Below are 12,172 nucleotides of genomic sequence, written 5' to 3' on the forward strand. Positions count from 1 at the left end.
GCCTTCTCCCCGCCGCCTACCTCACGGAGGTCCCTTGCCCCTACCCATGGTCCGGCTCGCCATCGGCCGTACGAACGGCACCGCCCACTACGGCGTCCTGCTCAATGGCGCCCAGCCGCTGACCGCGTGCGCCACGCGCTCGCCCGACCTTCAGCCCATCGGAGAGAACACGGCCCACACCCTGTGCCAGAGCTGCACACGCGTCTGGCTCATCCTCACCACGGCGCCGCACCCCAGCGGCGAGCCGGACTCCCGCCCTGCCGCCGGCGCGGGCAAGAGCGCCGCCGCGCACCGGCCGATCCCAGGACATCTGCTCGGCTACTGCGGCAAGCCGCTCGACGACCGGGCATCCACCGCGCGCCGGGTCTGCGCCAACTGCACCGGACTCAGCACCGCCCTCGACCGCTTCCACCACACCGCCGACGAGCTGGTGCTGCCCAGCGGAACGCCGTGCCATGTGGACGACAGCGTCCTGTGGGTCGCGAGCGGGCGGGGCAACCTCGTCACGGGCCACCGCCGTGATCCGCTCGTGGGCACCTCCTGGTGCGCGCAGCAGCTCTCCGGGCCCAACACCGATGCCTCCCACGAGTGCGCGGCATGCCGACGCATCTGGCAGGAGGCCGAGGTCACCCGCCAGACCTACACGCTGCCCCGCGCCCGTGAACGCGCCCGCTGGTGGCATCAGAGACAGGAGCGCGACCTCGACGTCTTCGACGACCGCGCCGACGCTCTGCAAGTCGGCGACGCCTACTCGCTGTCGGATTGCGCCGAGACGCATCATGTCGTGGCCGCGGCCGACCGTATCCGGGCAAGCCACCGGGATCTCGTCGTCTACCTGCCGACCGACGACCGGATCGCCGACGTACGGGTGCACCGCGACCGCCTGGTGGCCATCCAACGCCCCTCGTACGTAGCCGCCGTGATGCCCCAGCCCACGCCGCCCGTTCCGTAGTTGCCCCGGCTCATCCCAGCCCGGTGGCCGAGCCTCGATGGCTCGGCCACCGGGTTTTTGCCGTACGGCGTGCCGCGATGAATCAGATGGAGGGGCTGGGGTTCCCAGCCCGTGCGGCGGTCACATATCCGGGTCGTGCCGGGAGCGTTCGCGCAGTTCCCGGCGCATCTGTTTCCGGCGCTCCTCCTTGATCTTGTCAAGCAGATCCGCGTGGATCACCGTCATCCCCGCGATACAGATCGTCGTCATCACGACGGCCACGTACGAGCCGGGGGTCGGCAGGAACCAACCGGCGAGCACACCTCCGACCGCCAGGGTCACCAGGAGTATGAACCGAACATCGTCGGTGTCGCGGTGCGGCACGGCGGCCCCTCAGGTCGTGGGCGCCTGGGCCCGGTCCTGTCCCCAAGACGCTCGGAGTCGGCGCCCACCCCACGATAACGAGGGCGCAAACTGCTGGTGGAACAGCCTTACGCCTCGTAACTGTTTCACTTTTCCGGGGCGCCGGCGGGGTTGGCTCAGCGCGGCGACGGAGCAGTCGAATACGCTGAGCGAGTTCTGCCGGTGCTCCGCACGGGCAGGGTAGGCGGGTGACGAAGCAACGAGCGGATCACCCTTGTGTGCTGCCGGGAGACTCTGCCTGGATCCACGATGCCCGATACGCGCAGGACATCCTCGACTCTCTTGCGGCCGCAGCGGCGGTCGCCGACGACTACGGAGAGCCCGAGAAGTACGTCCTGCCGCATCTTCCGTTCCGGGTAGCGGCTGACACCATCGGCCAGATCCGGGCCGACATGCCACCCGCTCGCCCCGGCGCCGTGTTTCTGATGGCCCTGCCGGCATTCCAACTGGAGGCTCTGTGGCAGGTCCTGGGCGTCTTGCAGCGTGCACGGGACGCGGACGAGGACGCCGCCGAGGTCTTGGACCTCGTACGCGACTACGCAATGCACTGCCTCCTCCCGCCGCGCCGTGTCGACGAGGTGGTTACCGACATGGAGCGCGTCCTGGCCGTCTTGTCGTTGGACATTCCCGCAGTCCATACGGTGGCCGTCACGCTGCTCCTCAAGTCCGAGCGGGATGACGACTTTCGTTCCGCGCGCGACGACCTGTTCGCGGCGTGGCGAGCCGTCGGCATCGGCCCATGACGGACCTTGGGGAATGGCGGGTGGTATCGGGGTCCACTACCGCGTACCCGGGGCGGAGCACTCACGAAACTCCGCTGCATCCCCATGTGTCTGTAGGCACCTGTTCGGCACCAGCGCACGGACGTTCTCGGGGACCAGCGGGGTACGGAGTTGATCTGGCCCCATAGCCACCGAACCGAACTGGGGCTTACGGAGCCGCCGCGGGCCTTCCCCGCGCCCCTCGGCTCGGGCTCCGCTCATTGAGTGACGTGGTTGTCGGGGCTTCCGCCCCGCAACCGTTGGGGGCTCACGTGCGCCAAGATCCTCAGGCAAACGCGAGCGAGTAAGGGGCATCATGCTTAGCAGCCGTATCCCGATCATGGGTCAGTCCAGAAGGCGCCTGCGCACCGCTCTGCTTCGGGCATACGACCAGGGAGTTCCGATCCGGCCTCTGGCGGACACTTGCGGCCGGAGCTATGGCTTCGTCCACACCCTGCTCACCGAGGCCGGTGCGGACTTGTCTCCGCGTGGAGGCCCGCGCGGCCAGGGAACGGGGCAATACAGTGAGCGGGTCGACGCCGCCATTCACTTCCTCGAATGGGAGCTTGGGATTCTCTGTGGAACGCCCATCGAGAACCCCAGATTGTGATCACGCTCGGTATGGCGGTATGGGCGGCAGCTAGAGGAAGGGCCCAATCTGCCCGGCCTGGCGTACTGCTGGCAGGTGGCGCCAACTCCCGTGCGTACCTGGTGTGGGTACCGGATCACGGGCACTGGTGTGGAGATCTACTGGAAGGGCAGAGCAGACCCCCTCTACGGTGACAGGCATGACCACCCCTGACGAGACCCTGCTGCCGCCCGCCCTGGAGAAGATGCGCCGCTACAAGCTCCTGGCCGAAGCGCAGCTGCGATGCGCCCGCTGGGAGATGGAGGAGAGGAACCCGGCGGCCGTCGCGTCGCTGAAGGCGGCACTGACCGCGGTGAGCACGGCAACGCTCGCCCTGCCCGCCGACGGCACTCTAACTCGTGAGGAGCACGAGGAACGTTTGCAGAGTCTGGTCAATCTGCGCGACACCATCGTTTCTCTCGCGGCGCAGGCCCGGCACCAGCCTTCGGTTCCGGCTCCCCACCCTGGTGCTGGCTGCGAAGCTGAGGCGATGGTGGGCTAGACGGCGGCCTTGGCGCACGCCTTGTCCAGATGTGCGTCCACGAGTCCGGGCGAGCCGGAGACGATCACCAGGACGTTGCCGTTACGGATCGCCGTTTGCTTGACGATGCTGCGCTGACCGCCCGTGGAGTAGGTGAGCAGCTGGCTCCAGCGCTCCTCACCGAGCTGGGGAGCGCTGGTCGCCTGGGTGGTCATGTCGATGGCGGTGCTGCCCGAGACGACCTGGTACTTCGGGCAGGAGGCCATCGCCTCGAAGATGCGGCCGACGCCGTCGGACAGCTTCTGCGCGCTGTCGCTGTACAGCTCCTCGGCCACCTCGGAGTCGCTGCCGCCGCTGTAGATGAACGCGGCCTTCGCCTTGTTCGGGAAGTCGAGGCTCTGGCCGGTCGCCGCGTCCCCTCCGAGCTTGGCGAGGGCGGGGCAGCCGATCACCGCGACGTCGTCGTTGTGCTGAGTGTGCTCGGCTGTGCGTACGTAGCCCTCGCCCAGGTCCTTCTCGGTCAGGAGCCGCGTGCTCAGCGCGGCCGAGGACAGCGGCTTGGCGACGGCGGCGTCGCTTCCGCCGCGGGGCGAGGAGGACGCCGTCGGTACCGTGCCGGAGGGGTCGGCGGAGCAGGCGGTAAGAGTGAGTGCGGTCAGGACAAGGGCGGCCGTGGTGTGGTGACGCAAGTGAACCCCCTGGTATGCGGAGCGGACGGTCTGACTGGGGCCGACACACGAATCTGCTGCCGGCGGGGAGGGGCTGGGGGCATGTCAGTGGCCCAGGTGGCGCAGGCCGTCGTCCAGGGTGGGGTGGAAGTGGTCCACCGGACCGGAGTTGCGGTTGTACCAGGCCGGGTCCAGACGCGGCTCGGCGGTGTTGTGGCCGGCGCGGCAGCGCAGCCAGATTGTGTCGTCGCGCATGCTGAACACGATCCAGTCCCGATAGGCGCCGCACTGCGGGCACTCGCGGACCTCGCCGTCGACGACGAGCGGCTGCTCCCAGCGCATCATCAGTCCCTCGACCTCGTGGCGGGAGGGCACGCGAAGGTCCGGCGGCGGAAAGTCGGGCACCTCCTCGATGCCTCCGCCGTGGGCGGGAGCCGCGGGCTCGGCGGCCGGGGCGGTGAGGTCGGGCGCCGGCCAGTTCGCGTGCATCTGCAGCATCGCCTGGCCGGCGAGCTGGGCGTCATGGAACTCGCGGTCCGCGCGGCGTCGAAACATATGTCCCCCTCTTCGTCGTTCATCGGCCACACGGACAGTGCCCCAGGTCCCTGACCTGCTGCAACTTGCACAATCGGGAATCATCTCGCCTTCCTGGGAGGGGTGTTGCGCCCTGGGGAGGTCCGCTTCGGCCGCTCGGCGCTCTGCGGTGTGGCGGTGCCGGCCTCGGACATGACGGAGCCGTCGGCGGGCAGGTCGGCCAGGCGCCGCAGCCGCCAGACCAGGACGTCGCTGACCGACTCGGCCGTGTCGAGTTCGCGTCGTGCGACGGCCTCGGCCAGCAGGGCGGCAGGCTCGTGGCCGGCGGCTTCAACATCGGCGAGGGTGGCGGCGAGCGCGTGCCAGCCGGGCTCGGTGAGGATCTGCTCGGCCAGCTCCGGAACCGCCTGGCGCAGGTGGGCCGCCTGGCGGCGCTGCAGCGGTTGGGAGAGGCGGCGGCCACGGTGGCGCAGGACGGCCATCGGGTGCTGAGCTGCGGACTGGTAGGCCGCGCGCAGGTGTTCGGCGGCCTGGCGGGCGGCAGCGGCCTGCTGGGCGTGGTTCTTCTTGCCGTGCCAATGGGCCGCGGCGATCACCAGGAAGGCGACCATGTCGATCACCATGGCGGTGGTGGCGCCGTCCTCGCCGCGCCCCAGGGCAGGCCCGCTGTAGACGAGGTCGCGGGCGGTCTGGCGCAGGGCCCGGTCGTGGCCGCGCTCGGCCTGTACGTGGGAGCGGGAGGCGCGCTCGAAAGCGCGTGCCGCCTCTTGGAGTTGCTTGCGGGTGTGGGCGGCGGAGGTTTTGGCGAGGGCGTCAAGGACTTCACCGGCCGCCGCGATGAGGGCTGCGGCCTGGTGGTCGGAGCCGTGGTCGATGATCAGGACCGCCTGCCAGGCGGCGGCTGCCGCGCGGCGCCGTGCCCGCGCCGGACCACTCGGCGCGCTGGCACGGTCATCCGGAACGACGGCGGCGTCCTGCTGGGCGGCGGACCAGCGTTCGCGGATGCGGGGCAGGGAGAGGTCGGGGGCGAGCGTGGAGCCCGCGAAGTAGACCGGCTCGTCGTCCTCGTTACGGTCGTCGACCAGCGCGACCTTGTAGCCGAGCAGGTCACCGGAGGGCGCTTGGCGCTTGCGGACGAGCAGGCCGGCGGCGGCCAGCCGGTCGAAGAACTCCTCCTCGCTGGTGGCGCCGGCCACCGCACGGCGGACCGTCTCGCGCAGTTCCTCGCGGGCGGTCTGCTCCCGGCCCTGACGCTCCGCTTTGTGGCGCTCCGCGCTGGTGGGTCGCTTGGCGGCCGTGCCGTCGCCCGCGTTGACCAGAGTCAGGCCCAACTCCTTCTCGATGAGACGGCATTCGGCCTGGGCCCGCATACCAGAGCGGAAGTCGTCGGGGCGACTGCCGTCCTCGCACACGAGCGTGGCGACGATGTGGATGTGATCGTCCGCGTGCCGTACGGCCGCCCAGCGGCAGCCGGGCTCCCCGTCGCCTGGGTCGATGCCGGTGGCGGCGACGACTCGGCGGGCGATGTCCGCCCATTCGTCGTCGGACAGCGTGCGGTCGCCGGGAGCGGCACGCACCGACGTGTGCCACACGTGCTGGGCGGGCCTCGCGTGCGCGGGCAGAGCTTCGACGGGCTGGTCGAGGAGGAGCGCCAGGTCCTCAAGGGCGGCGTCGAAGTCGGCAGCCCGGCCGGGGTCGGGCGCCATGCTGTCGAAGGACGCGACGAGGTGCGGATCAACGTGCTCCTCGGCACGCCCGGGGCCGTACAGGTAATTGAGCAGGCCGAAGGTCTTGTCGCCGGATTCGTTGACGCTGGGGATCATGCCGGGGTCTGCTGTCTGGCGATGAGCTGGGCGGCGGCCTCGCGGACGCACTCAGCAGCGGTGTGGACCGCGTCGATCGCGGCATCGAGCTGCGGCGCTTCAACACCGGAGTTGAGTGCCTTGACGGCCTGGTTGAGGTTGCTGCCCGCCCAGCCGAGACGGCGGCGGGAGTCGAACAGGGCCGTGATCACTTCGCGTTCGTCGGCTATCTCGGCGGCGGTGCGGTCAGCGTCGCGGGCGGCGCGCAGGGCGGAGCGGGCGAGGAAGCCGGCGACGGACAGATTCGACTGGGCGGCGGCGGACTTGATCAGGGCGAACTCTTCATCATTGAAACGGGCATTGGGCTGGTGCAGGCGCTTTTTCTCGCGCGGCTGGCGCGGACGCTGACGGGCGCGCGGCGCGGCGGACGAGCGGCGACGGCGGCGGTTCGCTTCGTCTTTCCCCCCAGGCTTCGGTCCGCCCTCGGTCGAAGCCTGCCGGACCTGCGCCCCCTGGTGCAGGTCCGCTCCCGCCCCCTTCGGGGCGGGGTCGGCGGAAGCTACGCTTCCGCCCCAACTTGCTCCCCGCGAGACGGAGTTGGTCACCGCCTCGTCGGGGGTGTGTGGCTGAGGGTCGTTCGGGCGTGTCATCGGGTGCGGTTCCTCGTGGTGCGGGTGTGGTGCTGGATCTGGGCGGCGAGATCGACCATGGCGACGGGCCCGTCCAGGACGCGGACGGGCGCCTCGGGCGCGCTCTGCACGAGCCACTGACCGCTCGGGGCCAGGACGGCGGCATGCAGGAGACGGCGGCGGACCAGGACCTCGGCCCAGGCGCTCGCTTCGGCGGGGGTCGGGACCGACGTACGGGAGTGGCGGGAGCGGATGGCGGGTCCTCCAGGGTCAGGGTGGTGGCCCGACGCCGGGCCACCACCACGTCACAGAAATGGGATAGGGCGTTTGACCTGCGGTTACCGCCTGGTCATCCGCATATCGGGCAGGCCGCGAAGTGCCGGCCGAGGGCCTTGGCCATCCGGGACCTCACGGCCAGGGCGTTGGTTGCGCTCGTCTTCGCGGCGTTCGTGCCCGCGCTGCGCTGGGAGTGGTTGCGCAGGTAGGTGATGTCCCGCTCGTAGCCGCTCTTGATGCGCTCGAAGCGCTCGCAGGTCTTCATCGGGCTCTCCTCGTGTCTCGGGGCAGGTGAGCGAGCGTCGGGTCCGCGTACAGGGCGGCCTGGAGGTCGCTGAACAGCTCATTGCTGACGGTGATGTTGGCGTTCCGCAGGTGCGGTCGGATGGCCCGGCGGGTCATCCGACCTTCTGCGAGGGCGGCTTTGCGCGCGACCTTGACCTTCGCTTCCCACGGGACTTCGTCCTGGTCTGCGGGCTTGGTCTGCGGGTCCGGCGCCGAGGCGTCGTGGTCCGTGGTCCGCGCCCCCCGCGGTCCGCCCGAGGAGCCGTCCTCGACCTGGTCCGCCGACGGGTCCAGAGGCTGGTCCGCTTCGTGGTCCGGGTGGTCCGGTGCGGGGGTGGTCCGCGGGTCCGCAGGGGCGGAGTCGCCCGGATGGTCTGTGGTCTGCGGGTGCTCGCGGTCCGGCGTCTGGTCCGCCGGGGCGCCTTGGTCCGCGCTCACTGGACCAGACCCTTCGGTCGGTCCGGGTACGTGGTCCGCCCGCTCGTGGCCCGCCGGACCATGCGGGTCGGGGGCCGGTTGACCTGCGGCGTTACTGGTCCGGCCCCCGCTGTCGGCCTCCTGCGGACCAGCGGCGATCTGCTGGTCCGCAGCTGGCACGTCATGGTCCGCGACCTGGTCCGCTTCGTGGTCCGGTGCGGGGTTGGTCCGCTGGTCGGCTGGGGCGGTGTCGGCTGGTTGGTCCGTGGTCCGCGTGTCGTGGTCTGTGGTCTGCGGGTGCTCGCGGTCCGGCGTCTGGTCCGCCGGGGCGCCTTGGTCCGCGCGCACCGGACCAGACCCTTCGGACGGTCCGTGCTCGTCGTCGGCGAGGGCAAGGGCGGGGGCGGTCGGTTGGTCCGCGGTCCGCCAGCGTTCGCGATCCGGCATCTGGTCGGCCCAGGCACCCCGGTCCGCGTCCTTCGGACTGGTCTGGCTCGCCCGTCCGTCGTCGTGGTCCACTCCGCCGTGGTCCGCCGAGGGCGCGGTGCGGTCGGTGGTGACGGTGGCACCGAGGTGCACGGCGAGTGCCGCGGCGAGCGGGGGCACGGCCGAGACGCCGATCACCAGGTACGGGCTGGCGGTGAGGTGATTGGTCGACACGAGGTGGCCCAAGGCGTTGAGCAGGACGGAGACGGCGACGGTGAGGAGGGTCAGGACGCGGCCGAGGCTGCGGCCGGTGCCGGCGGCGATCCAGGCGAGGCCGGCGACTAGGGCCAGGACGTCGACGCTGACGGGGAGAGCCCAGGAGAGCACGTATCCCCAGCCCACGGCGCGGCCGAGGGCGGCGAGGGTGTCGGCGGAGGCTGCCATGGCGACAGCGGCGACCAGGGCAGCACCGCCGATGATCAAGTTGCGATGGGTCGTGGTGATGCTCACCGGTGGCACCTTGTGGTCCGGGTGGGCTCGATGGCGAAGTGGTCCCAGGCTCTGAAGCGGTGGGGTGGTCATGCAGCCTTTCCGAGGGAAGCGATCAGGGCGTGGGACTGCGCCTCGCGACCGTGCGTTGCGGCGTGCTCCTCGTCGGGGTTGCCGGGGTGAGGTTCGCGGAGCCTGCCGTCGGGTTCCTGCACGAGGTCCCAGTAGAGGTCGCGCGCCTCGATGACACGGGCGGCCTCGCGCATCAGGTCGCGGATCCAGTCGAGGTCGGCGTTCAGGCGGTGAGCCACGCGTTCCGGGCTCCAGCCGCGCAGGCACAGCTGGTGGATGACCGTGCTGCGCTCCGCGGTGGTCAGGGGCACATCGCGGCCCTGGAGGGTGGAGCGTATGCGGTCGTAGTCCAGGCGTTCGCCGCGCTTCTCCAGCCACTGCTTGCGCTCTTTGTCGGTCAGGCCGCCCCAGATGCCGAATTTGACCTGGTGGTCGATCGCGTAGGTGAAGCAGTCCTTCTTCACCGGGCAGGTGGCGCACATCCGCTTTGCCTCGGCGATGGCCAGGCGGTCACGGACCGTGTGGAAGAACAGCTTGTCGGAGCGGGCCGGGGCCATGCCGTAGCAGGCGCCACGGTCGTGCCAGCTGTGGTCGCCGGTGCCCCGCAGGTCCGGTGCGGGGGAGTCGTTCGTGGTCTTGTAGCGCAAGGGAGTCTCCGAGGTCGCCTCGCAGGAAGGCGGCAGGGCAGCACCGCAGGTGCGGCGGTGTGCGGCGAGGCGGGACAGGGTGCGGCGGGCAAGGGCCGCACGAGGGGATCGGTGGCGCAGGGGCAGGTCAGCGGCGCTGGAAGCGGCGATCGGGCCCGGTGAACTCGACCGCGGTACACATGCCGGACAAGCGGGAGAGCACGCGGTCGCCGACCTTGTCGCGCAGCACTGCCTGGCGCGCGGGCATCCGGTCGGTGCGCACGGGCGGCATGTTGCTGGTGAAGATCGTCGGCAGCCGGTTCTGGCAGCGCCAGTTGATCAGCCGGAAGGTGATCTCCTCGGTCCACTCGCTCGGCTTGGCCGCGCCGAGGTCGTCGAGCAGCAGCAGCGGGATCCGCATGATCCGCCGCAGCATGTGCTCGGGGTCCACCCCGGCGCGCGGACGCAGGTCGGCGTACAGGTCGGCGGCGGTGGTGGCGTGCCAGTGCACCCCGCACCCGGCGGCGGTCAGGGCGCGGATCGCGCCGAACGCCTGGTGCGTCTTGCCGGCGCCGGTGGAGCCCCACAGCAGCAGGCTGGGCCCGTGGGTGATCTCCCTGCGCCCGGCGGTGCCGTAGTGCGGGTTGACGCCCTCGGCGTTCGGCGCCACGGAGTTGCCGGCGATGGCGCTCACCCACGCGGCGACGTCCGGGTGCTCGGGCAGGGCTGCGCGGTAGTCGACCGGGATGCGGGCCTGGGCGGCTTCCAGGGCCGGGATCGGCTCCGGGGTGTCCGGCAGCGGACGGTCCAGGTCCAGGCCCAGCTCGGCGTGCTTGGCCTCCAGGCGCTTGCGCAGCCGCTCGGGGATCGCGGGCTGCGGGTCGGCGTAGCGGGCGCGGGTCACAGGTGGCCTCCAAACGTCGTCGGCTCGGCGGTGGGGTTGAGGTACGGCGTGTAGGAGCTTGCGGTGCTGGCCCAGGGCCCCGCGCCGGAGGCGGACGACAGCGCGGCGGCCGACTGCGGCGTCGCGTTGACGACCTCGTTCACCAGGCTCGGCAGGACGCTGGGGTTGAGCCCCTTGGCCCGCAGCTTGTCGAGCGCGGCGCGGATGTCGCCGGCCTCGAACTGCTCGTCGAGCAGGGCGTTGATCTTCCGGCCCAGGTGGCCGAGGAAGTCCTCCGGAGGGCGGCGGTTGCAGCCTCGGACGTACTCGGCCACCAGCTGCTTGGCCGAGACCTTCGCCGACGAGGCGTCGGGCGCGGGCGCCTCGCGCCCCGTAAGGAAAGATCCAGGATCCAAGATCCTAGATCCAGGGCGTGACTCCTCCCGTAGTCCTCCCGTAGTCCTCCGGGAGTCCTCCGGTAGTGCAGTCTGACCTGCGGTTTTACCCGCTGGCGTCGAGCCGGTGCCCGTAGCGGCGCCCACCGGTGCCGTCTCGGGCTCCAGAGCACCCTCCGGGGTGCCGGGGGTGTGGACGACGGGGCTGGGGCGCCCTCCCTGCGAGCTCCGGGAGTCTTCCGGGAGTCCTGCGGGAGGAGTCAGTGCCAACGTGGCCGACGTCTCTGCCCGCGCGCTGGGGCAGGCCGCGTTCTGGCACTTGCCGCAGTGCTGCCGGGCCTGGTGGCTGGGGCAGCGCGGCAGGCGGGAAGCGGTCGCCTTGTTGATCTTCTGGTGCTGGTCCCAGGTGACGATGTGCAGCCAGGTCCGCCCGTCACATCCGGTGTAGCGGCACAGGAGCCCGGCCGAGGCCAGCTCGTCAAGGTCGCGGGCGACGTGGGTGGCGGTGTGTTCTGGACGCAGGGCCCACAGCCGCCCGGCGATGATGGCGGGGTGGTCGCGGTGTCGGCCGGAGTCGTCGGCCTGGGTCAGGAGCCCGAAGAAGGTCCGCTCGGCGGTGAGGCTGACCGAGGCCAGGTCCTCCGATTCGAACGCCTCCGGCTTGATCGTGCGGATGCGTGCCATCAGGCCCCACCTCCCGTGCTGCGCCGGAGCGGGCCCTGCCGGACCGGCATGCGGTCACGGGCAGTGGACAGGGGGCAGCCTGCCGCGCTGACCGGGCTGACCGGTCTTTTGCGCAGGGCAGTGCGCATGCAACACTCTCCTCTGAAGTGAGCGCCGCTCCGGGGCGTGTTAGGGAATTGGCCCGGTGCGGTGATGGTGGGTAAATCTCCGGCCCTTGCACGGGCAGGAGTTCCATTTGGCGGTCGGCGCTTGGGAGTTGCACCTCTCAGGCGCCGCCGCTGTTTTTCCGGGCTATCCGCCCCGGCCGGTCCCTCTAAGGCCCACGCTGTTCCTCCTCGTCTCCGGCGCCGGGCGAGGTGCCCGGCGAGGGACGACGAACATATGCGGACGCTGCGACAAGATCCAGACTTAGCTAAAGGCCGCGGTACAAGTCGCAGAAGGCGGGCGCCGGCACTTGCGCCTGCGGGTCGAGGCTGCTGGTCGTGACGTGGGCAGCCGTCGGATCGCCCCGAGCATCCCGGAGATGATCTGCACTGCGACCCCCTGCACCTCATGACACAACGTGTTGAACCGGCTGGTCAGAAGGATTTAAGCCAAGCTGCATGAGGGGCGTCAACGGTGATCTTTTGCCCGATTTACACGCATAGGTCAGGCGGCTGGCATGCCCTCGCCGATTCGCCTACGGTGCCGTAAGTCGCTTACCGCATAAGGGGAATGGGGGTGGTTCGCCGTCTCGGCGACGCCCTGCGGGGGGCGGTCTAG

14 protein-coding genes are annotated in these 12,172 nt (G+C 70.7%); 4 read left to right on the plus strand and 10 right to left on the minus strand.

Features of this window, described 5'->3' with window-relative positions; genetic code table 11:
• The first annotated feature begins 34 nt into the window (after window positions 1-34).
• Window positions 35-952: a hypothetical protein gene (locus IEZ17_RS09825; RefSeq protein ID WP_189298584.1), complete on the plus strand. Its 918-nt coding sequence runs from the start codon at window positions 35-37 to the stop codon at window positions 950-952.
• Between the two features lie 120 nt (window positions 953-1,072).
• Here IEZ17_RS09825 and IEZ17_RS09830 read toward each other — a convergent pair whose 3' ends face one another.
• Entirely contained in the window at window positions 1,073-1,315 is a 243-nt protein-coding gene (locus IEZ17_RS09830) for a hypothetical protein (RefSeq protein WP_189298585.1), read from the minus strand.
• A 257-nt stretch (window positions 1,316-1,572) separates the two neighbouring features.
• On the opposite strand from IEZ17_RS09830, the gene IEZ17_RS09835 reads away from it, so the two are divergent.
• The 3 genes from IEZ17_RS09835 to IEZ17_RS09840 all read left to right on the plus strand — a co-directional run bounded on the left by IEZ17_RS09835 (window position 1,573) and on the right by IEZ17_RS09840 (window position 3,245).
• Window positions 1,573-2,097: a hypothetical protein gene (locus IEZ17_RS09835; RefSeq protein ID WP_189298587.1), complete on the plus strand. Its 525-nt coding sequence runs from the start codon at window positions 1,573-1,575 to the stop codon at window positions 2,095-2,097.
• Between the two features lie 358 nt (window positions 2,098-2,455).
• A complete protein-coding gene (locus IEZ17_RS42195; protein WP_229852132.1) occupies window positions 2,456-2,725 on the plus strand; it encodes a helix-turn-helix domain-containing protein in 270 nt (89 codons plus the stop codon).
• Window positions 2,726-2,903: 178 nt separating this feature from the next.
• Window positions 2,904-3,245: a hypothetical protein gene (locus IEZ17_RS09840; RefSeq protein WP_189298589.1), complete on the plus strand. Its 342-nt coding sequence runs from the start codon at window positions 2,904-2,906 to the stop codon at window positions 3,243-3,245.
• On the opposite strand, the gene IEZ17_RS09845 is transcribed toward IEZ17_RS09840, so the two are convergent.
• From IEZ17_RS09845 to IEZ17_RS09890, 9 genes are all read right to left on the minus strand, one after another.
• Complete coding sequence (locus IEZ17_RS09845) at window positions 3,242-3,913, minus strand: hypothetical protein (protein WP_189298591.1); 672 nt, start codon at window positions 3,911-3,913, stop codon at window positions 3,242-3,244. The two genes, IEZ17_RS09840 and IEZ17_RS09845, sit on opposite strands and share 4 nt — an antisense overlap.
• An 84-nt stretch (window positions 3,914-3,997) precedes the next feature.
• On the minus strand, window positions 3,998-4,447 hold the full coding sequence (locus IEZ17_RS09850) for a hypothetical protein (RefSeq protein ID WP_229852113.1): 450 nt from the start codon (window positions 4,445-4,447) through the stop codon (window positions 3,998-4,000).
• 80 nt (window positions 4,448-4,527) lie between these two features.
• The gene (locus tag IEZ17_RS09855) at window positions 4,528-6,249 is read right to left on the minus strand and encodes a relaxase family protein (protein ID WP_189298593.1); all 1,722 of its coding nucleotides are present in this window, start codon (window positions 6,247-6,249) and stop codon (window positions 4,528-4,530) included.
• On the minus strand, window positions 6,246-6,833 hold the full coding sequence (locus tag IEZ17_RS42200) for a plasmid mobilization protein (RefSeq protein ID WP_229852114.1): 588 nt from the start codon (window positions 6,831-6,833) through the stop codon (window positions 6,246-6,248). Before IEZ17_RS42200 ends, IEZ17_RS09855 begins: the two co-directional genes overlap by 4 nt.
• Window positions 6,834-7,206: 373 nt before the next feature.
• Entirely contained in the window at window positions 7,207-7,398 is a 192-nt protein-coding gene (locus IEZ17_RS09870) for a hypothetical protein (RefSeq protein WP_189298595.1), read from the minus strand.
• The gene (locus IEZ17_RS09875) at window positions 7,395-8,771 is read right to left on the minus strand and encodes a DUF2637 domain-containing protein (protein WP_189298597.1); all 1,377 of its coding nucleotides are present in this window, start codon (window positions 8,769-8,771) and stop codon (window positions 7,395-7,397) included. The genes IEZ17_RS09870 and IEZ17_RS09875 overlap by 4 nt, the downstream gene beginning before the upstream one ends.
• A 68-nt stretch (window positions 8,772-8,839) precedes the next feature.
• Complete coding sequence (locus IEZ17_RS09880) at window positions 8,840-9,469, minus strand: WhiB family transcriptional regulator (RefSeq protein WP_189298599.1); 630 nt, start codon at window positions 9,467-9,469, stop codon at window positions 8,840-8,842.
• A 127-nt stretch (window positions 9,470-9,596) separates the two neighbouring features.
• Window positions 9,597-10,352 carry an ATP-binding protein gene (locus tag IEZ17_RS09885; protein ID WP_189298601.1) on the minus strand — a complete coding sequence of 252 codons (756 nt, stop codon included), beginning with the start codon at window positions 10,350-10,352 and terminating at the stop codon, window positions 9,597-9,599.
• Window positions 10,349-11,410, minus strand: coding sequence for a hypothetical protein (locus IEZ17_RS09890; protein WP_189298603.1), 1,062 nt, complete (start codon window positions 11,408-11,410; stop codon window positions 10,349-10,351). Before IEZ17_RS09890 ends, IEZ17_RS09885 begins: the two co-directional genes overlap by 4 nt.
• Between the last annotated feature and the right edge of the window lie 762 nt (window positions 11,411-12,172).

It is taken from the genome of Streptomyces albospinus (genome assembly GCF_014648695.1).
GTDB classification, from domain to species: Bacteria; Actinomycetota; Actinomycetes; order Streptomycetales; family Streptomycetaceae; genus Streptomyces; species Streptomyces albospinus.

Coding starts and splice junctions, on each gene's coding strand:
- IEZ17_RS09890 (WP_189298603.1), bottom strand. CDS start 11,410: ATGGCACGCATCCGCACGATCAAGCCGGAGGCGTTCGAATCGGAGGAC.
- IEZ17_RS09840 (WP_189298589.1), top strand. CDS start 2,904: ATGACCACCCCTGACGAGACCCTGCTGCCGCCCGCCCTGGAGAAGATG.
- IEZ17_RS42195 (WP_229852132.1), top strand. CDS start 2,456: ATGGGTCAGTCCAGAAGGCGCCTGCGCACCGCTCTGCTTCGGGCATAC.
- IEZ17_RS09870 (WP_189298595.1), bottom strand. CDS start 7,398: ATGAAGACCTGCGAGCGCTTCGAGCGCATCAAGAGCGGCTACGAGCGG.
- IEZ17_RS09850 (WP_229852113.1), bottom strand. CDS start 4,447: ATGTTTCGACGCCGCGCGGACCGCGAGTTCCATGACGCCCAGCTCGCC.
- IEZ17_RS09855 (WP_189298593.1), bottom strand. CDS start 6,249: ATGATCCCCAGCGTCAACGAATCCGGCGACAAGACCTTCGGCCTGCTC.